General features: G+C 41.9%; 18 protein-coding genes. 7 read left to right on the forward strand and 11 right to left on the reverse strand.

Annotated elements, in window-relative coordinates; genetic code table 11:
• Window positions 1-73: 73 nt before the first annotated feature.
• From rlmM to H5123_RS12175, 4 genes are all read right to left on the reverse strand, one after another.
• The gene (gene rlmM / locus H5123_RS12160) at window positions 74-1,162 is read right to left on the reverse strand and encodes a 23S rRNA (cytidine(2498)-2'-O)-methyltransferase RlmM (protein ID WP_124017960.1); all 1,089 of its coding nucleotides are present in this window, start codon (window positions 1,160-1,162) and stop codon (window positions 74-76) included.
• A 96-nt stretch (window positions 1,163-1,258) separates the two neighbouring features.
• On the reverse strand, window positions 1,259-1,639 hold the full coding sequence (locus H5123_RS12165) for a DUF423 domain-containing protein (protein WP_124017959.1): 381 nt from the start codon (window positions 1,637-1,639) through the stop codon (window positions 1,259-1,261).
• Window positions 1,640-1,803: 164 nt separating this feature from the next.
• On the reverse strand, window positions 1,804-2,514 hold the full coding sequence (locus H5123_RS12170) for an alpha/beta fold hydrolase (RefSeq protein WP_182698118.1): 711 nt from the start codon (window positions 2,512-2,514) through the stop codon (window positions 1,804-1,806).
• The gene (locus H5123_RS12175; protein WP_124017957.1) at window positions 2,495-3,406 is read right to left on the reverse strand and encodes a transcriptional regulator GcvA; all 912 of its coding nucleotides are present in this window, start codon (window positions 3,404-3,406) and stop codon (window positions 2,495-2,497) included. The genes H5123_RS12170 and H5123_RS12175 overlap by 20 nt, the downstream gene beginning before the upstream one ends.
• A gap of 178 nt (window positions 3,407-3,584) precedes the next feature.
• Here H5123_RS12175 and H5123_RS12180 point away from each other — a divergent pair, with 178 nt between their 5' ends.
• On the forward strand, window positions 3,585-3,809 hold the full coding sequence (locus H5123_RS12180) for a hypothetical protein (RefSeq protein ID WP_124017956.1): 225 nt from the start codon (window positions 3,585-3,587) through the stop codon (window positions 3,807-3,809).
• Between the two features lie 168 nt (window positions 3,810-3,977).
• Here H5123_RS12180 and thiI read toward each other — a convergent pair whose 3' ends face one another.
• The 3 genes from thiI to pomA form a co-directional block, all read right to left on the reverse strand.
• Entirely contained in the window at window positions 3,978-5,432 is a 1,455-nt protein-coding gene (thiI, locus tag H5123_RS12185; RefSeq protein WP_124017955.1) for a tRNA uracil 4-sulfurtransferase ThiI, read from the reverse strand.
• Between the two features lie 316 nt (window positions 5,433-5,748).
• Window positions 5,749-6,675, reverse strand: coding sequence for a flagellar motor protein MotB (locus H5123_RS12190; RefSeq protein ID WP_124017954.1), 927 nt, complete (start codon window positions 6,673-6,675; stop codon window positions 5,749-5,751).
• A 3-nt stretch (window positions 6,676-6,678) separates the two neighbouring features.
• Window positions 6,679-7,446, reverse strand: coding sequence for a flagellar motor protein PomA (gene pomA, locus H5123_RS12195; RefSeq protein ID WP_124017953.1), 768 nt, complete (start codon window positions 7,444-7,446; stop codon window positions 6,679-6,681).
• Between the two features lie 337 nt (window positions 7,447-7,783).
• Here pomA and xseB point away from each other — a divergent pair, with 337 nt between their 5' ends.
• Genes xseB through dxs form a run of 3 tightly spaced genes read left to right on the forward strand, consistent with a single transcriptional unit; the run spans window position 7,784 to window position 10,828 of the window.
• On the forward strand, window positions 7,784-8,020 hold the full coding sequence (gene xseB / locus H5123_RS12200) for an exodeoxyribonuclease VII small subunit (RefSeq protein ID WP_124017952.1): 237 nt from the start codon (window positions 7,784-7,786) through the stop codon (window positions 8,018-8,020).
• A 38-nt stretch (window positions 8,021-8,058) separates the two neighbouring features.
• On the forward strand, window positions 8,059-8,940 hold the full coding sequence (ispA, locus tag H5123_RS12205) for a (2E,6E)-farnesyl diphosphate synthase (RefSeq protein ID WP_182698119.1): 882 nt from the start codon (window positions 8,059-8,061) through the stop codon (window positions 8,938-8,940).
• Between the two features lie 22 nt (window positions 8,941-8,962).
• On the forward strand, window positions 8,963-10,828 hold the full coding sequence (gene dxs / locus H5123_RS12210; RefSeq protein WP_124018012.1) for a 1-deoxy-D-xylulose-5-phosphate synthase: 1,866 nt from the start codon (window positions 8,963-8,965) through the stop codon (window positions 10,826-10,828).
• A gap of 125 nt (window positions 10,829-10,953) precedes the next feature.
• On the opposite strand, the gene grpE is transcribed toward dxs, so the two are convergent.
• Window positions 10,954-11,559, reverse strand: a complete 606-nt coding sequence (gene grpE / locus H5123_RS12215) for a nucleotide exchange factor GrpE (protein ID WP_124017950.1) — start codon at window positions 11,557-11,559, stop codon at window positions 10,954-10,956.
• A 162-nt stretch (window positions 11,560-11,721) separates the two neighbouring features.
• On the opposite strand from grpE, the gene nadK reads away from it, so the two are divergent.
• From nadK to H5123_RS12230, 3 genes are all read left to right on the forward strand, one after another.
• Window positions 11,722-12,600 carry an NAD(+) kinase gene (gene nadK / locus H5123_RS12220; protein WP_124017949.1) on the forward strand — a complete coding sequence of 293 codons (879 nt, stop codon included), beginning with the start codon at window positions 11,722-11,724 and terminating at the stop codon, window positions 12,598-12,600.
• Window positions 12,601-12,930: 330 nt separating this feature from the next.
• Window positions 12,931-14,583, forward strand: a complete 1,653-nt coding sequence (locus H5123_RS12225) for an L-lactate permease (protein ID WP_124017948.1) — start codon at window positions 12,931-12,933, stop codon at window positions 14,581-14,583.
• A gap of 88 nt (window positions 14,584-14,671) precedes the next feature.
• A complete protein-coding gene (locus H5123_RS12230; protein WP_182698120.1) occupies window positions 14,672-17,476 on the forward strand; it encodes an FAD-binding and (Fe-S)-binding domain-containing protein in 2,805 nt (934 codons plus the stop codon).
• Between the two features lie 174 nt (window positions 17,477-17,650).
• Here the strand turns inward: H5123_RS12230 and H5123_RS12235 are convergent, their stop codons facing one another.
• The 3 genes from H5123_RS12235 to H5123_RS12245 all read right to left on the reverse strand — a co-directional run bounded on the left by H5123_RS12235 (window position 17,651) and on the right by H5123_RS12245 (window position 23,205).
• On the reverse strand, window positions 17,651-18,736 hold the full coding sequence (locus tag H5123_RS12235) for a GTP-binding protein (protein ID WP_182698121.1): 1,086 nt from the start codon (window positions 18,734-18,736) through the stop codon (window positions 17,651-17,653).
• Entirely contained in the window at window positions 18,733-20,004 is a 1,272-nt protein-coding gene (locus H5123_RS12240) for a DEAD/DEAH box helicase (protein WP_182698122.1), read from the reverse strand. The genes H5123_RS12235 and H5123_RS12240 overlap by 4 nt, the downstream gene beginning before the upstream one ends.
• Before the next feature lie 135 nt (window positions 20,005-20,139).
• Entirely contained in the window at window positions 20,140-23,205 is a 3,066-nt protein-coding gene (locus tag H5123_RS12245; protein ID WP_182698181.1) for an EAL domain-containing protein, read from the reverse strand.
• Window positions 23,206-23,341: the final 136 nt, after the last annotated feature.

Consider the following 23,341-nt stretch of genomic DNA (forward strand, 5'->3'; position numbering starts at 1 on the left):
CTCAGCCATTCACCAAAAAGCCCCTTATGCAGTAGTGCATAAGGGGCTTTTTGTTAGCGATACTATTGCATGCTTATGCGTAGCTCACACCCTTTTCTGGGAAAATCCATAAATGTACCGTCACTTCATCACGATCATGGTAAAGGTGTTTACACTGCATTTTAAAATCGATTTCATTTTCAGTTAAAATGGTGGCCATGGTTTCTAAGATAGTGCTCACTTCTTTATAGCGGCTCTTCATTGGTAATTTAAGATTAAAAATAGCTTCTTTAAACCAGCCATTAATTGCCCATGCTTCCATTAACTCAGCAACACGAGCAGGCTTTTCAACCATGTCACACACTAACCAATAAATATTTTTACGTGGAGGCTCAAAACGAAAGCCATCGGCACGGTAATGCTTCACTTGGCCGGTTTCCATCAATTTTGGATCCATAGGACCATTGTCAATGGCAGCAACCATCATGCCACGGCGAACTAATTGGTAGGTCCAACCACCAGGGCAAGCCCCTAAGTCAACTGCATTTAGGCCACTGCGACAGCGAGTTTCTTGTTCTTCTTTAGTTAAAAAAGCACCGAAGGCTTCATCTAACTTAAGGCTTGAGCGACTCGGCGCATCCGTAGCCATTCTTAAGCGCGGGATCCCCATAAAATGTGGTGAACTATTATGGCTTAAGGAATAACCCGCATACGCTTTACCAGGTCCAATGAAACACACATGAATAATTGGACGACGGTCATTTTCAGCATTGAGCAATGCGCCACTCTTTTTTAGCCCTTGGCGAAGCGGTACGGTCAATTTACGACAAAATGCCGATAATTCTTTAGCTTCATTTGTATCAGGTGTTTCAACACGCAGCTCGCCACACTTTGACAATTGGGCAAGTGAAGCCACAATCGGCCCAACGCGATCTTGTTCAGGTAAATCAGTCAACAACTCACCGGCAGCAAACATTTGTCGCGCAAACACTAATGAACTAAGCGCTAAATCCTTGGCTAACGTATCGGCACCATTATCATCAAAACATTGATAGATAACATAAGCATCGTTGAGATTTGTTTTTACAAAGCCACCGACGTTTAACTCTGCAGCACGTTGTTGAATTTCTGCCGCACAATCTTTTTCATAGCCTGAGCGACAAAATAGGAATAGGTTTTTCATTTGGAGCCTTAGCGTAAGGATATTCGCATAACCGCGAGATAATAATCCCGCCATTATACCCAAAAATACTCGAGGTGGGAGAATTTACCCAAGCCATTATTCAGGCGATTTTGTATGCCAAATTGCCGCGGCAAATAACAACCAACCGACTAAGAAGCATAATCCTCCGATTGGCGTAATTGGACCAATCCATTTAGCGCCCGTAAAAGCATAAAGGTATAACGAACCTGAAAAAAATATTATCCCAGCAATAAAACTATAAGCAGCCCAATTGATCAACTTAGATGGGATCCAATGGGCAGAAAAAGCCAATGCAATCAATCCGAAGGTATGATAAAACTGATAGTCGACCCCGAGTTTAAAAATGTTCACCAGCTCTGGTGGGGCGATAGTTTTAAGTCCGTGAGCAGCAAAAGCCCCCAGTGCTACGGCCAGAAAACCACTAAAAGTGGCAAAGAGTAATAGACCTTTATTCATCTTACTTAACCTCATACAACATAAACTAATCATCCATCATACTACCGAAGCAAGCTCATTTTCGAGACTTAAGCCATCACCATGAGTATCAGAGCTGTAATTAAGTTGCTACTGGCGTTGATACCGATATCAGCATAATAGACACAGCATATAGCACTTAAGCCTTAGCCTAATTGCGAAATAAACTGCCGAATGTACTCAATAGCATGATTAAGATTGCCCTCGAGGGTAAAACCTGACGATTTTCGCGGTTGCAAACTATGATCACCATCACCAATCCAACACACTTGAGTATGCTCGCCTAACGTCCATGTAGGCACTTGCTGAACATCGCCAAACTTATCTCGCTCACCCTGCACAATTAACATCGGTAGAGCATTATGCACAATAGGATCAAGACGCGGTTCGCCACCTTTGAGGGGAATAAACGGGTAACCTAAACAGACTATGGCTGCCACTTTACTCATGACATCATCAAGTCCGGGCTGTTGTCGTTGATAATCGGTACTGGTCAATGTCGCTGACATCCGCCCGCCCATAGACTTACCCACCAGGATGATTCGCTGACAGTTGATCTGACCAAGGGCGATTTTTTGCTTAATATCCTGTAGCACTTGTTCATAGTGCGCGAGGAGTTTAGGCGCTCTATCAGGCGGACGTCGTTTTCCATCTTGCATATTGGCTTGCATATACAAAAAATTAAATCGATACACTTGATAGCCTTGCGCGATTAACTTATCCGTCATCGTCGCCATATACTCATGATGCATATTGGCACCCGCACCATGAGCAAAAACAATCAGAGTATCACTTTTAGGGCCTTGTAATAGGGAGTCGTGGGCCAACCCCCTGGTGTTATCCGGTAAGCAGCTCACTTCGAGACTCCTCTGCAAACATGTCCACCATCCACTCTCTAAAGGCTGAAATTTTGCCTATTTCAGAATGGTTTTGTTGGCAGACTAAGTAATAGGCATCTTTGCTAACCAATACTTCAGAAAACGGACACACTAAGCGCCCCGCTTTAATGTCTGGCCGAGCAAGTACGCTATAACCTAAAGCAACTCCCTGGCCATGCGCTGCAGCTTGCAATACCAATGAAGAATGGCTAAATATCGGCCCTTGATTGACATTAATATCTGTCACGCCACATTGCCTAAACCATGCCTGCCAATCCTGACGGTTAGAGTCGTGCAGTAGGGTATGAAACTTCAAATCGCTCGGTAGCGTTAGTGGCTTAGGACCATTGAGTAAGAGTGGCGAACATACCGGAATAAGCACTTCATTACGCAATTTGTCTGCACGTAAACCCGGCCAATTTCCTTGACCATAATAAATAGCGACATCTACGTCATCAGTTAACGAACTTGCATCACTGTCTACCGCTTTAATACGCACATCAATATCAGGATTTTTTTCACTAAATTTAGCTAAACGCGGCACTAACCATTGGATCGCAAAACTCGGTGACATACTCACAGTTAACGAACCGACGGCACTACGAGCAAGCAAGCGATTAGTCGCTTCTCCTAGCTCAATAAAAATATCTTTAATGTCCAGAAAATAGCTTTGGCCCTCTTCTGTTAACAATAATGATCTATTTTTTCGTCTAAACAGCTTTAGCCCTAAAAAATCTTCTAACGCCTTAATTTGATGACTCACAGCAGCTTGAGTGACAAACAACTCTTCTGCAGCGCGGGTAAAGCTCAAATGTCTTGCTGCAGCTTCAAATGCTTTAACTGCATTCAAAGGAGGTAATCGTCTAGACATAGTGATCAATCTCTCGGTTTATAATTAGTTTTTCTAATGATTATGGTTATTTTTTGTCGTTTGTAAAGAACACTGTGTTTGGTTAAATTAGCAGCATCAAAAATACCGTTGGACACTCTCTACGACGTAACTGGGATGGTCCGCCAAATGTGATTCATTAGCCTGGAGGCTCACCCCTATGTTCAACCTAAATACTCTGTTTGCAGTTGCGCTGACATCCATCATCGGATTATCAACAGCCCAAGCAACTGAACTAGAACCTATCGATATGGCCGATTTACATGCTGAACTATCGCAAAGTATTGAAGCCATGCAAATCGATATTAATAACGATGTTAACAGCATTCTTGTTGCTGACAATGAACAACAACAAAAAACTTCACAAGTGGTCCAAGCAAACTAATACGATTGTGATTTAGCCTGTTATCCAAACAATAAAAAAAACCGCATTCAATGCGGTTTTTTTACGTCTGTTTCATGCAAACTTAAAAAGTATGCAGATTCAACTTGCTATGACCTAAATACTCATGCAGATAAAAGCGGCCAACACACGCGCAAACCGCTCCTGTGGTTAAGGGCGATACACTTTAACGTTCGTATAGCCTTGCTCAACAAGATATAAAGCCTGCAATTTACTCATAACCCCACGGTCACAATACAATAAATACGTTTTAGACTTATCTAAGTCAGCAAATTGTGTCGCTAATTTAAAGAATGGAATCGCTTTAATCATCACATTATCGATCAATAATGGGCTTCGCTCTTCTTCTTCTGGAGCGCGAACATCAATGATGATCTCACCTGATGCCACATTGTTAACCGTTTCGGTCTCGGTAACTTGTTGATTCATTTCAGCCTCTATATCACGAATATCCATCACGACAGCAGATGCAACCACCCGTTCGATTAAGTCTTCGGAGAATTTCATCTCTTCGGCTTCAACCTTAGACAATATCGCTTTAACCGTAGGCTTTTGTGAAATAACCCCACAATACTCAGGAATCGACTTCGCAAAATCTTCAGTGCCAATAATACGGCTCTGATTAATAATATCTTGTTTATCCATTGTGATCAGCGGGCGTAAAATCAGTAACTCAGTACTCCGATCAATCACATTTAAGTTAGTCAGTGTTTGGCTAGAAACTTGTCCTAAGCTTTCTCCGGTAACTAAGGCTTGAATACCAAATTTGTCAGCGATTCGAGTAGCTGCTCGCATCATTACACGCTTAAGTACTACGCCCATTTGACCATTATCAATGCGCTCAAGAATCTCTTCAACAACAGGCTCAAATGGCACAGAGATAAAACGTACTTTATGCGACTCACCATATTTTTTCCATAAATGATAAGCCACCTGCTTAACACCTATCTCGTGCTGAGCGCCACCTAGATTAAAGAAACAATAATGGGTACGCGCACCTTTCTTAATAAACTGAAAACTTGATACACCAGAATCGAAACCACCCGAAATAAGCGACAACACATCTTCTTGGGTTGCCATTGGGAAACCACCCAAACCTTCTATACGGCGCTCGACCATGTAAAGCTTATCTTGATCGATTTCAAGATTAACCGTCACATCTGGATTTTTAAGTTTTACCCCTAGTGCATCCGTATGCTGATTTAATCCGCCACCCACATATCGCTCAACATCAATTGAATTAAAATCATGCTTACCAGAACGTTTTACGCGAACACAAAATGTTTTACCGGCAATTTCGTCACGGTATATTGGTAATGTTTGCTGGTAAATATGATCAATAGAATCAAAGCTGTATTCACTGACCTGTACGATATGAGCAATACCTGGAATGCAAGATAATCGGTCTGCAAATGCATCACACAATTCCGGTTTATCAATTGGTACCTTGACTACAATACGATCGTATTGACGCAGAACTTTGGCACCTTCATCGACGTTTTTTAGTACATTACGGATATTGGTTTCGAGCATCTTAGTAAAGCGCACTCTTACAGACTTGCTCTTCATCATGATTTCAGGGTACAGCTTTACAATAAACTTCATCAGGGTTCCACAGGTATCACCATCAAATAGCACCACACTCGGTTTTGCTAAGTAAAAAGGACAGTAATGCCTTGATAATAAATTAAAAAACAACACAGATCTATTTGCTAGATGTGTAGATAATCCAGTAAATAGCATAACTTATGCAATAATCTGCCAATTATACCAAATGATGTCTATTAACCAAACATATTCACTTTTTTATCTGTTTTTTGTAAATGAAACGGCTGTTAAAGCACATTTTTGACACAAAAAAGCGCAATCTATTTAACCTTCATAGACTGCGCTAATAATGATGTAAACTGATGAGTTGTTACTATTGCGAGACTACAATTTCATTCGACTCTTTAGGCTTACCTTGCTCGATAGAAATTTCAACGCGACGATTTCTTGCTCTATTCTCATTAGAATCATTAGCCACTAATGGCCGATTAGATGCCTCTCCAACCACTTTCATTCGTGTCTCATCAAAGCCGGGGACTTTTCTTAACTCATGAGCTACGGAAACAGCACGTTGACTTGATAGCTCCCAGTTTGAACTGTACAGCTCATTACTAATGTCGGCCCCGTCAGTGTGACCGGATACCGTAATCACCCCGGGAACATCTTTTAATAATTCACCAATCGATCGCACTATGGGTTTGAACTTAGGTTGTAAAAAGCCAGAACCAGATGCAAACGAGCCTTTTTCACGAATACGGATAATAATTTGCTGACCTAAAGACTCAATTTCAATCGCACCATCGACGATTTCTTCATTAAGCTTTTCAGCCATTTTCTTAACTTGCTCGTTAATATTTTCTTGTGAAGATGCAGCATCTTTTTTAACCGCTTCAGCTTCTTGCTGCGCTGTTGCTGCGGCATTACCGCCACGCTGTTCACCGCTTTGTTTTTGGGTTCCACCAGCATTGTCATCTTCACCAGCCTGATATTCTATGGTTGGTTGAGTCATTTCATTAGTCTGTTGATTAATGATCTCAATAGGCGTGGGATCGGGTCGACCAGGGCGAAATTCCAATGCAATAACAGAGGTGCCTTTGGGGATATCTTTTACTTCAACTTTGTTTTGCACCCCAAATGCATACTTCATTGAACCGGCAATTTGCTTAAATTTCATCACGTCCATTTCAGAGAACGCTAATAACAACACGAAGAAGCACATAAGCAATGACATTAAGTCTGCAAAGGTGGCAAGCCACATGGGGGCGCCTGCTGGTGGACAATCACACTTGGCCTTAGCCATGAGTTACTCTCCGTCCGTTGTATCAATTTTTCTTAATTTTTCAGCCAAATAATTCTTCAGGAAGCCTTCGATCACCCGTGGATTTTGTCCATCTTGAATAGCTAATACCGCATCCATAATAAGATTACGATTAAGCAATTCTTCGTTCATACGTAATGATAATTTATCCGCCATTGGGATAGCGATCATGTTGGCGATCACTGCGCCATAAAGTGTCGTTAGCAAAGCGACCGCCATTGATGGCCCAATGGATTTAGGATCATCCATGTTAGATAACATCGCCACCAAGCCGACAAGTGTACCAATCATTCCCATTGCAGGGGCTACATCACCCATAGCTTTAAAAATGCCAATACCGGTTTTATGCCGCTCTTCTGTCAAGGTAATGTCTTTTTCTAGCGCATTACGCACGACATCGCCATCATGGCCATCAACCAACATATCGACAGCTTTCTGCATAAAGCTGTTAGTTATAACCGCCTCTTCTAATGCTAAGAAGCCCCCTTTACGGGCTGCATCAGCCATGGTGACAGCTTGTTCGATTAAATCTTCAGGTTTGTCTAATTTGAACATGAAGGCTTTCATGCCAATCTTTATCGAACCTAAAAATTGTTTTAGGTTAAATTTCATCATCACAACAAATAATGAGCCAGCAACAACAATCAAAATTGACGGTACATCGATAAATAATCCGATACCACCACTAGTCACCATCGCACCAATAATAAATGCAAAAGCACCAATAATACCTATTAGGGTAGCTAAATCCACAACCTCTCCTCAATCGCAGTCATTGCGCTGCCTATTTGTGCCGCTTTATCGTGCTGTGAGCACATACTGTATAACCTGAACAACGGGGCATATTGTTGCTTAACTATATTGCCCATCGTTATGTATTACAGCAACAGTTTCAATACTATTTTATGCTATCAATTTTAAATTATGACTTGTTATCGGACAAACTCGGCTCAAGTTTAGCTTGTTTTTGCACATTCTAAACAAAATTCAATAACAAAGCGTGCTGTTGAGCAAATATCCAGCGACTGTATTTGACCGATACGCTGGGCTGATATACCTTGTCACTCGCGTAATGAAAGGAATATTAATTGTGGCAAAAAAACCAGAAAACCTCAGTTTTGAACAATCATTAACTGAACTTGAAACCATTGTTGCTCATTTAGAGCAAGGCGAAGTGTCTCTGGATGACGCGCTTAAACAATTTGAGCGTGGTATTAAGTTAGTCAGACAAAGCCAAGCAAAACTTGAACAAGCACAGCAAAAAGTCTCTATATTACTAAATGAAGATGATGCTGAATTTGTGCCATTCACTGTTGAAAGTGAATAATCGTCACAGAGTGTGTATTAAATAATAGGTCTTGATACGTGTTAGCTGAAGCGATAACAACATACCAAAAGCGCGTTAATGTTACTCTTAACGAGCATTTAACTTTGCTTGATGATGCCGCCCCAGATTTAAAAGCAGCCATGCTGCATGGGGCATTATTAGGCGGTAAACGCATTAGACCATTTTTGGTCTACAGTGTCGGTGATATGCTGGGTGTCAATATCAATGCGCTGGATAAAGCTGCCGCAGCCATTGAATGTATTCATGCATATTCTTTAATACATGATGACTTACCGGCTATGGACAACGACGCACTTCGTCGTGGTCAACCCACGGTACATGTTGCCTTTAATGAAGCCACTGCAATTCTTGCTGGAGACGCACTTCAAACATTAGCGTTTGAAATTATCACCGCTCCGAGCAATGACTTACACCCAAAGCAGCAAATCGCCATGGTGAGAGCACTTGCCAAAGCCTCTGGGTACCAGGGCATGTGTGGTGGACAAGCAATTGATCTTAGTGCTACCGATCACAGTATCAATATAGAAAGATTAACCGAATTACATAATAAAAAAACCGGTGCGTTGATTACTTGTGCCGTAGAGCTCGCGTTGATTGCTGCAGATATACCCGATGAGCACTATCAACTCATGATGAAATACGCTCACACGCTTGGATTAGCTTTTCAAGTTCAGGATGATATTTTAGATATCACCGCAAGCACTGAAGAGCTAGGAAAACCCCAAGGCAGCGATCAGCAATCGAATAAAAGCACTTTTCCGAAACTACTTGGTCTCGATGGTGCCAAAGCCTGTGCAGAACAACTAATACAAGATGCACTATCAGCGCTGACTAAATTACCATACAATAGCCAGTTAATTGCAGACTTCGCCCACTACATTATTGAGCGAAGATTATAATAAAGAGTCAGACAATCTCGCTATGAGCTTCGATATTTCTAAATTCCCAGTACTAGCAAAAGCTAATACACCAGAAGAATTGAGGAAGTTACCTCAAGGTTTACTTCCACAAGTGTCTGATGAACTCAGACAGTTCTTACTTCAGTCTGTTGGTATTTCTAGCGGACATTTCGCTTCTGGCTTAGGCACAGTTGAATTAACTGTGGCACTTCATTACGTCTACAATACCCCATTCGATCGATTAATTTGGGACGTAGGCCATCAAGCTTATCCACACAAAATACTCACTGATCGTCGCGAACAGATGCACACCATTCGCCAAAAAAATGGCTTACATCCTTTCCCATGGCGTGAAGAAAGCCCATACGATACCTTTAGCGTAGGCCACTCAGGCACTTCTGTGAGTGCAGCATTAGGTATGGCGATCGCTGCTGAAAAAGAAGCTGTGGGTCGTAAAGTGGTTGCCGTCATTGGTGATGGCGCCATGACAGGTGGTATGGTGTTTGAAGCACTTAATCATGCGGGCGACTTGCACAATGACATGCTGGTGGTACTTAATGACAACGAAATGTCGATTTCTGAAAACGTTGGTGCACTGAATAACCACTTAGCACAACTGATGTCAGGACGCTTTTATACCACCATTAGAGAGAACAGTAAAAAGGTCCTTAAAGGGATGCCAGTCATTAAAGAAATGGCTAAGCGTACTGAAGAACACCTTAAAGGCATGGTTGTGCCTGCAACGCTATTTGAAGAACTAGGGTTTAATTATATTGGCCCTATAGATGGTCACGATGTCGATTCGCTCGTTGAAACCATGCGTAATATGCGTAACCTCAAAGGTCCACAGATACTGCATATCATGACTAAAAAAGGTCGTGGTTATGAACCTGCTGAAAAAGATCCTATCGGCTGGCACGCAGTGCCTAAATTTGATCCAAGCCTGTTTAAGAAACCGACCACTAAACCTGGTTTACCTACGTTTTCACAAGTGTTTGGTAAATGGTTATGCGACATGGCTGCCACAGACGAGAAGTTAGTGGCTATCACTCCTGCTATGCGCGAAGGTTCTGGCATGGTTGAGTTTTCACAACGCTTCCCAAGCCAATATTTTGATGCTGCGATTGCCGAGCAACATGCGGTCACCTTATCCGCAGGATTTGCCTGTGCAGGACTAAAGCCTGTGGTCGCCATATATTCGACCTTCCTGCAGCGCGGATATGATCAACTTATTCACGACGTAGCTTTGCAACGTTTACCGGTATTATTTGCTATTGATCGCGGCGGTATTGTGGGAGCCGATGGCCCTACCCATCAAGGAGCATTCGATTTAAGCTTTATGCGCTGTATTCCGAATATGATCATTATGGCGCCATCAGATGAAAATGAATGTCGCCAAATGCTTTATACCGGGTATTGTTACCAAGATGGTCCTACGGCGGTGCGATATCCACGCGGTTTTGCCACAGGCGCTGAACAAGTAGAAAGTATGATGGCATTGCCTATCGGTAAAGGGGTATTAACCCGCCAAGGTCAAAAAATTGCGATTGTTAACTTTGGTACCACACTTGAAGCAGCGACTGATGCGGCAGAAAAGCTGGATGCCACGGTTGCTGATATGCGCTTTGTTAAACCACTGGATCTAAGCTTGCTTGAACAACTCGCTAACAGCCATGATGTTATTGTGACGGTAGAAGAAAATGCGATTATGGGTGGTGCAGGCTCAGGAGTGATTGAAGCATTACATAAAATGCGGATTGTGAAACCCGTGTTACAAATTGGCTTACCTGATGAGTTTATTGAGCACGGTGCGCCAGATGAGATAATCGCAGATCTGCAACTCGATGCAGCAGGTATTTTAGCCCAAATCCAAGCCTTTATGGCCTAAGGTTTAACGGCGGTTAAGTGTGCTATGAGCATGACTCGCTGATGATGCTAATAAAAAAGGACTGAAAATTCAGTCCTTTTTTGTGTCTATTGATTCAGTCTTTCGACCTGGTATCGGCTTAAACGTTAAGCTTCAACATCCACACTTGCACCGCCTTGAGATACCATTACCATAGCAGGTCGCAATAAACGGTCGTTCAGTAAATACCCTTTCTGCATGACCATCATCACAGTGTTAGCTGGAAACTCAGCACTAGGCTGCATACCGATAGCTTGATGATGTTCTGGGTTAAATGCTTGACCCTGAGGATTAACTTGGGTTACGCCAAACTTAGCCACTGACGTTAAAAAGCCTTTCATTGTCAGGTCAACACCTTCATAAATCGCCTTGGTCGCTTCATCTTCAGGATTGGTTCCCTGTAAGGCACGTTCCATATTATCGATGACAGGTAACAGTTCGTTAGCAAACTTCTCTAAGGCAAACTTACGCGCTTGCTCGACATCTTTTGCCGCGCGAGTACGGATGTTCTGTGTTTCTGCTGCTGCGCGCATTTCAACATCTTTACGCTCAGCTAACGCAGCTTCAGATTCAGCCAGTAGTTGCTCTAATTCTTCAATACGAAAATTTGCTTGGGTTAATTCATCCATCAAACTAACTTCATCAGCCGCGACTTCAGAAGTAATTTGATCTTCTACTTGATCTTGCGATGTATTGTTCGATTCGTTGCTCATGTTCGCTCCAGCTCATAAATGCGTTATTTCGTATTCTACGACAATAAATAAAGTGGCCATTTGCTGAAAATTAACAGCAAATCTCACACTTCTAATAAGTTTGAGTATATTATGGGGATCAATTCTTATGTTTCAAGGCCTAAAGGCATAACAAACGCGAATATGACTAAATTGTTCCAGACTATCGGACTCATCGGCAAACCACATCATCAAGGGACTAACCTCACGTTAACCCGATTGCATCATTGGTTGAGCATGCAGGGCTTTAAAGTTATCGTTGAAGGACGAGTATCTTCAGAGCTGGGGCCTGATGTTTGTTCAATGGACCTACTTGAAATGGGTGAGCATTGTGATCTAGCAATCGTCGTTGGCGGTGATGGTAATATGCTGGGTGCTGCAAGGGTATTAGCACGTTTCAACGTGGCGGTTATTGGGGTAAACCGAGGTAATTTAGGCTTTTTAACCGATTTACCTCCTGATAATTTCGAAGAAGCTTTATCCAAAGTACTTGGCGGCGAATTTGAAACCGAAAACCGTTTTTTACTCGAGGCTGAAGTTCATCGCCACGGAAAAATAACCGCAAGTAATACCGCGGTGAACGAAGCTGTGCTCCATCCGGGCAAAATTGCTCATATGATCCAGTTTGAAGTGTATATTGACGACCAATTTATGTATAGCCAACGCGCAGATGGCATGATTGTCTCGACACCAACAGGTTCTACGGCATATTCATTATCAGCAGGTGGGTCAATTTTAACCCCTAATCTACAAGCCCTGATTTTAGTGCCCATGTTCCCGCACACCTTGTCTTGCCGCCCCATAGTCGTCGATGCATGCAGCACGATTAAATTAGTCGTGTCACCTGATAACGGTGAAAACCTTGAGGTCAGTTGTGATGGCCACGTCCATTTAGCGGTATTACCTGGTGATGAAATCTTAATTCGCCGTTCAAATGAACGCCTAAGACTTATTCATCCCAAAGGACATAATTATTTTCATGTATTGCGCAATAAATTAGGCTGGGGCAGTAAACTTTTCTAACAGTTTGATCTAAGTCACAGCCAACCTCCCTTTCCAGTGAGCTTCTTCACATTACCAAATACTAATTAATTATATTGTAAAGCCAATCGAAAACTCGTTTGGTTTACTCTATATGACCTGTTGCATCCTTAAAAAGCGTGATCTCAAACACGCACTTAATAACCTCATACTGACTCGCCTCACAGTTCTGTCGACGATTACACTTTCTCGTGTATTAGATGATCTCGATCAACATCCTTAACACTTAAATAACGTCTATTACGCCCTAGTTAGCCAAATACTAACAAATAATAACAATTCAATACCCACTTATAGTGATTCGAGGTATGCATGACAATATTACAGATACTAGCAAGCTTAACCCCCATTATTAGCGTAATGGTATTTTTGGTGCTTATGCGCTTACCAGCGTCCAAAGCAATGCCCATATCAATGGTTGCTACAGGCCTTGTAGCAATGTTTATATGGCAAATGGATACACAACTTCTTGCCGCTTCGGTTGTTGAAGGTCTTCTTGCTGCACTAACACCGCTAACCATTATTTTTGGCGCGGTGTTTTTATTAAATACCCTTAAATATTCTGGCGCCATGGACACTATTCGTTCAGGCTTTACTAACATTAGTGCCGATGCACGTGTTCAGGTCATTATTATTTGTTGGTTGTTTGGTTCGTTTATTGAAGGTTCCGCTGGCTTTGGCACACCTGCAGCAATCGGTGCACCGCTGCTAGTGTTACTCGGTATTCCCCCTATTGCAGCAGCAGTAGTAGCCTTGATTGCGGATTCAACATCGGTATCATTTGGCGCAATTGGCTTACCAGTTCTATTTGGGATGGAACAAGGTCTAACGGAAGGCGGCGTTAACATGGCAGCAACGCAAATTGCTGAACATGGCGGCACTTTTGCAGGTTACGCACAGTTTATAGCTAAACATATGATCACCATTGACTTATTTACGGGTACATTAATTCCGTTAGTGATGGTATGTGTGTTAACTGGCTTTTTTGGTCGAAACAAATCAATCAAAGAAGGCTTACAAGTTTGGAAATTCGCCATATTTGCAGGTTTCGCCTTTACGATACCAGCATGGTTAATTAACTATTTTGCAGGCCCTGAATTCCCATCCGTTATTGGTGCTCTTGTGGGCATGGCGTTAGTTATCCCTGTCGCCAGAAAAGGCTGGTTACTGCCGGCAAAACCTTGGTGTGACTTCAGCGAAAACGATCATAAATCAGATGAAGAAATAGCCCTAAACCAAACACCGGTTAAATTTTCACAAATTGCCGCTTGGTCTCCATACATCATTATGGCCGCGTTGTTAGTTTTATCTCGCGTGGTTGTTCCATTTAAAACCTGGTTACTCGGCTTTAATATCAGTTGGACGGGTTTATTAGGTACTGAGCTTAAAGCTGGTTTTGCAACCTTGTATGCGCCTGGTATTTTCTTTGTCGTCGTCTGTTTATTCGGTTTTATGTTATTTAAAATGAAACCTGCCACGATGAAGCAATCAATTACCGTATCGTGCAAATCGATGTTGCCTACTATTATTTCACTCGGTGCATCTGTACCTATGGTGAAAATATTCCTTAACTCAGGTGAAAATGGTGCTGGTCTGGCTTCAATGCCTGTGGCCTTAGCAGACTTATTGGCGAATAGCATGGGCTCAGTGTGGGCTTGGGTTTCGCCTATCGTCGGTATTTTTGGTGCCTTTTTGTCTGGTTCTGCAACCTTCTCAAACATGATGTTTTCAGGCCTACAGTATTCTGTTGCCGACAACATTGGTATGAATCACGCCATCGCACTCGCACTTCAAGGTATTGGGGCAAATGCGGGTAACATGATGTGTGTCATGAACGTTGTTGCTGCTGCTACAGTTGTGGGTATGGCTGGCCGTGAATCTGAAATTATTCGTAAAACAATGCCTATCGCAATTGGATATGCCTTAGTCGCAGGTACCATTGCCGTTCTCTGGGGTGGATTTTAATTCACTGTAAAGTGGCTTCTATTCTAACGATAACAATACAGCAGGCACACTATTCCTGCTGTATATTCAAATATTAAGAGAGCATATTATGACGATTAATTATCAAGTAGTGATGGACACGTTAACGTCACAACTGGGAAGCCAGGCCGTATCTAACGATCCAGTGCGTCGTTTTGCTTGGTCTACAGATGCCAGTTATTTTCGGATTGTGCCTGAAATTGTGGTACATGCTGATACTCCAGAACAAGTTAAAATAACCCTCAATATTGCCAATGCACATAATGTCCCAGTGACCTTCCGCGCCGCGGGCACCAGTTTGTCTGGCCAAGCTATTGGTGAAGGCATTTTACTTATTTTGGGTCATGATGGTTTTAGAAACATAGACATTAGTGAAGATAAAACATCGATCACTCTAGGTGCTGCAGTCATTGGTTCTGATGCCAACATGGCATTAAAACCCTTCAATAAAAAAATTGGCCCAGATCCAGCAACATTAGCCTCGGCTCAAATTGCGGGTATGGTAGCAAACAACGCATCTGGCATGTGTTGTGGTACGGCTCAAAACAGTTATCAAACAATTAAGTCTGCTAAGTTAATGTTCGCCGATGGAACTGAACTCGATACGGGTTGCCCAGATTCTAAAGCAGCATTTAGTCAATCGCATTCAATGTTACTTGCAGCATTAACCGATTTAGCACAACTAACACAGAATAATCCAACCTTATCAGCCAGAATCCGTAAGAAGTTCTCAATTAAAAATACCACGGGTTACAGCATTAACGCACTGGTGGATTTTAGTGACCCATTCGATTTAATTAATCATTTAATTGTTGGCTCTGAAGGTACACTCGCGTTTGTCAATGAAGTGACTTATCACACAGTTGAAGAAGCGCAATTTAAGGCTTCTGCCATGGCAGTATTTTTTAATATGGAAGATGCCGCCAGAGCGGTTCCCCCTATTAAAGGCGATAGTGTTGCCGCAGCAGAATTGCTTGACTGGGCATCAATTAAGTCGGTTACCGGAAAAACCGGTATGCCGAAGTGGTTAAGTGATTTACCTGAAGGTTCGGCTATTTTATTGATTGAGTGTCGCGCTAATGATCCACAAACATTAGTGAAATACACTGAAGATGTTATTCAAAAAATTGCCCATATTGACACCGAGCGCCCAACAGAATTTAGTAATGATCCAGTGGTATTTGGCCAGTATTGGGCAATGCGCTCAGGTTTATTCCCTATTATTGGTGGTGCAAGACCAAAAGGTACATCCGTCATTATTGAAGATGTAGCATTCGAATTACAGCATTTAGCCAGTGCAGCGTCAGACTTAACCGCCTTGTTCCATAAGCACGGTTACCCTGAAGGGGTAATTTATGGTCATGCCTTAGCCGGTAACTTCCATTTTATTATCACGCCTACATTTGCCTCACAAGATGACATCAATCGCTTCCAAGGCTTTATGAAAGATGTCGCTGACATGGTGATCAATAAGTACGACGGTTCGATGAAAGCAGAACATGGTACCGGTCGCGCTGTAGCCCCGTTTGTTGAAATGGAATGGGGTACTGACGCTTACACGTTAATGAAGCAAATCAAACAAATATTCGACCCAAGTAAACTGTTAAATCCAGGAGTTATCCTTAACGATGATAGCTTGGTACATGTTAAAAACATCAAACCTTGCCCTATTGTTGATGATTTCGTCGACAAATGTATTGAGTGTGGTTTTTGCGAGAAAACATGTCCGACTTCGGCACTCAACTTCTCTCCACGACAACGAATTGCGGTACTACGTGAAATTGAACGTTTAGAGCAATCTGGTGATAAAAAAGCCGCAGCCGAAATGCGTGCCAGTGCTAAATATGATGTTGTTGATACGTGTGCAGCATGTCAGTTATGTACTATTGCCTGCCCAGTTGATAACAGTATGGGTCAGTTAGTACGTAAACTGCGTACCCCCTACATCACTACCACAGAGCAAAAAGTACTCGACTTCCAAGCCAAACATTTTGGCGCAGTAAACCAAGTGATCAGTACAGGTTTCGATATTTTAGGCATTGTGCACAAAATAACCGGCGATAGCATTACTAACTCCTTGATGAAAGCAGGACGCTTTATTTCCAAAGAAGTGCCATATTGGAACCCTGACTTCCCTAAAGGCGGTAAAGTTACAAAACCATCGGCTCACAAACCGGGTCAGAAAACAGTTTTATACTTCCCAGCATGCGGTGGCAGAACCTTTGGTCCAACACCAAAAGATCCTGATAACCTCACCTTACCTGAAGTCGTTATCACTTTGCTCGAACGGGCTGGTTACAATGTGATCATCCCAGAAAACACCCGCCATTTATGTTGCGGTCAGATGTGGGAATCAAAAGGTGATTTTAAAAACGCCGATGCTAAGCGTGATGAACTGATTGATGCACTGAGTAAACAGTCTGATAATGGCAAGGTGCCTATTATTGTTGATGCCTTGTCTTGTACTTATCGTACCTTAACCGGTAATCCTAAGGTCAAAATAACCGATTTAGTCGAGTTTATGCACGACGAGATGCTACCTAAGATGACCATAACCAAGAAATCTAATGTCACTTTACACCAAGGCTGTAGTGCCCGTAAGATGAAATTAGAACCTAAACAACAGGCAATTGCTGATGCGTGTGCTAACCACGTCGTGTTACCAGCAGACATTACTTGTTGTGGTTATGCTGGTGAGAAAGGGCTTTATAAGCCTGAAATTAATGCCAGCGCATTGCGTAACATTAAAAAGCTTATCCCTGCTGAAACTAAAGAAGGTTACTACGCCAACAGAATGTGTGAGGTAGGCTTAACCCAACACAGTGGTATTTCATACCGCCATTTAGCATATTTACTAGAAGAATGTACCCGTTAAATTAACCGGCCATCAGAGTAAATAGCGAAAATAATAAGGGCATTGATATGATATCAATGCCCTTATTTTTTGTTACCATACTTAACGCTAATTTCCGAACTCAAGGTTAATTGGCGTCATGAAACGAATTATTCCCCCCAATCAAGTTGTCCTATTAACGCTAATTTAATAAAATTAGTTCAATAAACACGCCAGTAACTGTTGCTGCAACTTTTGATGCTCAAGTGGTATATCACTAATAATTTCTACCCGTGAGTCTAGAGTATCATCAAGCTCATTTAGCGCTAACGAGCCATCAACCATATTGACCCCTAATACTCCGTCGCTAGTGATCACTATCGCTTTTAACCTCAATACATTATCTATTTTAACCGTGTCAATCCAGGCCATAAAGCGCTCAAACTGAAAACAATGCACCGCGGAGAATATCCACCCACTGCTGTAGCAACCCTCACCTTGATTGGTTTTGTGAATAAAACCACTAGCAGAAACCTCAGCGGCATCAATATCACTCAGTGGTGGCTCGCTCGAAAACCAATTATCTGCAAGCGATTTTCGGCCCAATAAGCGTTGTGCCGTTGTTGGACAACGATACTTTGTCGGGACATTTAAGTACGCCAAAATCTGCTGGATCAAGTCAATATCAGTGAAGTGATTAGCGACTGTGATAAGTGGCGTGTGTTGTAAGTATAACTTGCTGAGGAATTGCTGCAGTTGCAGATGATCGTTTGCGGTGTAAAGCTGTGCTTTGTTAGCAAGTAGCACATCAGCCAGCTGTAATTGCTGTGTAAACGTATCATGGTTTTGATAGCGTGGATCGCCAACTTTGCGGGCATCCACTAGGCAGATACTGGTTTGTAGCTTAATAACATGCTGATAATATTCAGATGTTAACAACTTAGCAATTTCGGCTGGATGACCTAACCCTGTGGGTTCTATGAGTAATCGATCCGGTTTTGTTTGTTGGATAAGCTGATTTATCGCCACTTGTGTTGGCAAGCCAGACACGCAACAAAGACAACCACCGGGTACTTCTTTTATCACCACAGCAGGCTGTTTTTTTGATGATTCAGATGCGTGATTATCACCGACTGTGGCATTTAACAATCCACCATCTATGCCTATTTCGCCAAACTCATTAACCAGCACAGCCCACACTTCATCTTTGGGTTTATGCGCTAATAACTGGCTAATGAGTGTGGTTTTACCCACGCCCAGAAAACCGGTAATGATATTGGTATTAATCGGTTTAGTGATCATTTTTTCGCTTTAGAATATTTACCTTTACGAGTCGGCTTAGCATCAGTTTGCGATGGCTTGCCCCGTTTATACTTAAGTACTTTTTTAGGTTTCTCAATCGCCACATCCCGGTATCTAGCTGGTAGTGGCGCCCCTTCTTCATATCCGACTGGCACCTGTAACGGTAAAGACTGTCCAATAAGTAGTTCAATTGCGGCAAGTAACTCAAGCTCTTGCGGGCTGACCAGCGAAATCGCTTCACCGCCTAATCCCGCACGGCCAGTGCGCCCTATACGATGAACATAATCTTCACATTCTTCAGGCAATTCAAAGTTAATCACTCTTGGTAACGCTTGAATATCAAGCCCTCGAGCGGCCAAGTCGGTAGCGATTAACACGCGTAATTGACCAGTTTTAAACTCTTCTAGGGCGCGGTTGCGTGCGCCTTGACTTTTATCACCGTGAAATACCGATGACTTAATACCGTCTAGGCTTAACTCGCGATATAAATGATCGGCGGTTTCTTTGCGGCTGGTAAACACCATCACTTGCTGCCAGTTATGCTTGCCAATCAATTCAGATAACAACTCGGCTTTACGACGGGTGTCGACTTGATACACCTGCTGGACAACATTAGCCGCTGTGGTTTGGGTTTCAACATGAACATATTCAGGATTGTTTAGCATTTTAGCTGCTAGGGTTTTAACTTCTTCAGAAAAAGTAGCAGAAAACATCATGGTTTGATGTTGTCTGGCAATTAAGCGCTTCACTTTTTCAATATCTTTCACAAAGCCAAGATCGAGCATACGGTCTGCTTCATCAATCACTAAATGAGTGACAAAAGATAAATCCAATTCATGTTGACCAATAATGTCAAACAAACGCCCTGGGGTAGCGACCAATATGTCGACACCTTGCTCTAATGCTTTGCGCTGAGGGTTTATACTCGCGCCGCCATACACAGCTAAGCTAATCAGATTAATAAATTGGCTGTATTTAACTAAATTTTGTTCAATCTGAATCGCTAACTCACGGGTCGGTGTCATGATTAATGCACGTAAACGATGTGATGATGGTAAATCCGCATCATCTTGGGCCATTAAATGGCTGAGTAACGGTAAAGCAAAAGCGGCTGTTTTTCCGGTACCGGTTTCGGCACTGGCCAACACATCTCGGCCATCTAGCGCTAGTGGGATCACAGCTTGTTGGACAGGAGTAGCAGTTTGATACCCAGATTGACTCACCGCATCTAATAATAGTGGCGATAATCCTAGCGACGTAAATGACATAACAGACTCAGTAAAAACAAATAAAAATAGGTCGCTATTGTATACTAATCTAAACACCATTAACTATTACATTAATGGTGTTAGCAACCATTTATCACGCTGGATGATGCAGGTGTTGAGGGTGTCGCGATGACATTAACGTGACATGACCTTAGTCAATTTTAGTTGTGTTACTTTATTAACTAAATACTTTTGCTCAAAATCGTGTCGACACAAGGCATGCGAGAAAATATATCCTTGGGCATAATCACAACCAGCAAGCTCCATTAACTGTCGTTGATTTTCAGTTTCAATACCTTCGGCAATCACTTCAATGCCAAGCTTATGGGCCATGGCAATAATCGCTTCGCACAAATACTTTTCATTACTTTCTGCATACAAACTATTGACTAAACCTTTGTCAATTTTAAGGTAATTAATGTTAAATTTCTTTAAATAGGCCAAAGATGAATAACCTGAGCCGAAATCATCAAGCGAGATTTGTATACCAGCATCAGCATAAGCTAATAATTTAGCCTCAACATTAGGTTCAATTTCAAGCAATAAGCTTTCAATGATTTCAATGCAGATACTATTGGTCGGTAATGCGAGCGAATGCATGTAGTTGAGCCAGTCTTCAACCTGAGTCGACTCATCTTTAAACTGCACAGAAGACATATTAATACTGATTTGAACGTCTGCATTAAACTGTGCTTTCCATTTCTTTGCTTGCTCACAAGCCTGATAAAAGACCCAATTACCAATATCGACTACCATGCCTGTCTCTTCGGCAATAGAGATAAAGTCTGCCGGCGGAATAACGCCAACGGTAGGATGATGCCAACGAATTAACGCTTCAGCTTTGATCACCTGCTGACAACTTAAATCAACAATGGGTTGGTAATACAGTTCAAATTGCTGTTGAGTGATAGCAACTTTGAGATCCCGGATCAGTAGCATCCGCTTTTGGGCACTATCTTGCATTGCCGAGGTAAAATAATTAAATCGATTACGCCCAAGCTTTTTAGCTGAATACATAGCTTGATCAGCATTCTTTAACAATCCTTCCGTTGTTTTTGCGTCGTCAGGAAATAGAGTGATACCAATACTGGCGCTAATATAAGCCGTTTGCTCACCTAATAAATAAGGTTTTGACAGTTGTTTGAGTATTTGCTGCGCGACGCGATCGACACCATGAGTATCTTCAAGATTGGCCAGTACTATGGTAAATTCATCGCCACCAAGACGAGCAACAACATCAGTCTCTCGAATGCATTGCTTTAGACGAGCCGCCGTTTCAAGCAACAATACATCGCCCATATCATGGCCCAATGTGTCGTTAATCTCTTTAAAGTAATCTAAATCTAAAAACATCAATGCAAAATGATTATGCTTACGGTCACTTAATAAAACCTCTTGATTCAAAAATGTTAGTAACATCCTCCGATTAGGTAATCCGGTGAGTGCATCATAATTGGCCTGGCGCCATATCAACTCTTCCGTTTGTTTTTTCTCAGTAACATCAGAAAATAACGCAACAAATCGATCTGCCTGCGACTTCTTGCTCACGATTGAATTAATCGTTAACAAGATAAGGTAACTTTCACCATTTTTACGCCGCATCCACACTTCACCATGCCAATGCCCCTGTTGGCTAAGCTGCTGTGTTAACTGCTGATAAAAGTGTTTAGGCTGCAGATCTGTTTCAAACATACTCAAATGCTGATTTTGTATATCTTCCTGAGTAAATCCTGTGATAAAAGAAAATGCCGGATTTGAATCAATAATAATGCCATTAGCAGTAAACACACTCATGGCTTCACTGGAGTTTTGATACACAGATGAGGCAATACTTAACGAATCTTCAACCTGTTTAATATCAGTAATATCACTATGAGTGCCAAACACTCTCAGAGGTTTACCTTTAGCATCAACATCAACAACGCTGCCGGTTTGTAAAATCCAGCGCCACACACCTTGAGAATCAATTAATTGATATTCCACACGCTGACTAATGCTGCGGCCTGTTATAATTTCATTAATACTGCGCAAAAACTTAAATTTATCTTTTGCATGTATTGCATCTATCCATCGCTCTGGCTGCAAATTAAGCTCGTCCATGGTACAGCCCAAAATCTCAGCACTGTATCGATTAGTGCTAATACGATGACTAACGACATCCCAGTCCCAGACGCCTAATTCACTACTATCGAGTACCAAAGCGAGTTGTTCTTTACTGTGTAATAAAGCTTGCTCCGCTTGCTTTCGTTCGGTGATGTCTAGAAAAGCTGCAATCACCAAAAAAGTATCGTCTTGAATATGACGACGACATGTAATGGTCATATGGGTATAAACAACCGAACCATCTTTGGCGATAAAACGTTTATCAATTTCGTATTCGTTGAGTTGGCCTTTAAGCATTTCCTCATAGAGTAATAAATCTTTATTCAAATCATCTGGATGAGTTAATGCTTGCCAGGTTAGCGATGTTAATTCTTTTTCGCTGTAACCAAACATACGACATAAATAAGGATTAACTCGCAGCCAATATTTATTTTTTGTACTAATGGAAATACCAATATTTCCAATATCAAATTGATTTTTAAATAGAAAATCGTCTTGAAGTTTAACTTGTATATCGTTTTTACTGGATACTATTTGGCTAAGAAAATGACCAATGATCAGCGTCAGTAACGGTAATACCGTCATGATAGGCAGTGACATAAGAGTGAAAATGGCTAACGCTTGTTCGGAAGGTAATAAAAATAAACAATTCAGTAATACCGCATGCACTGCTACACCGAAAAGGTAAAACTCAACATAGCTAATTTGATCTAATTTATCCACCCGAAATCGGCGCCAAATTAGTCCTATCATAGCGCTGCTAATCAAGATAAATATGCCCACCGCGACCGCTTCACCGCCCAAGAAATAGCGGTATAGCGCCATAATAATGATGGCGATAGCAGTAGGAATAGCACCAAAGAATAATCCGCTTAAACTGATCGCTACTGAGCTTGCATTAAACAATATTGGCTGTTGTTCAACCAGTGGAAACATCATGATAATGATGCCAATAACACCGACAAGTGCACCAATATAAAATGGCCACAGGGCAGGATCCACTTTACGTTGATACAAAGGAGAGAGTGAGCAAACATAAACTAGCGCCAGAAGTAGCGCTGAATTTTCTAAAATTGAGAAAAAAACATTTAGATTCAACATCTATATATTTCCCTTATCTATCCTTAATAAGCACATTAGCATCCAAGCTATCTCGATCTAGTCATGTAAAAACAATCTAAAACCATGGTCCCTTCATGTTTTACCGTGAATCATTCTATATATAAACAAGATA

It is taken from the genome of Shewanella sp. SR43-4, assembly GCF_014163845.1.
GTDB lineage: Bacteria > Pseudomonadota > Gammaproteobacteria > Enterobacterales > Shewanellaceae > Shewanella > Shewanella vesiculosa.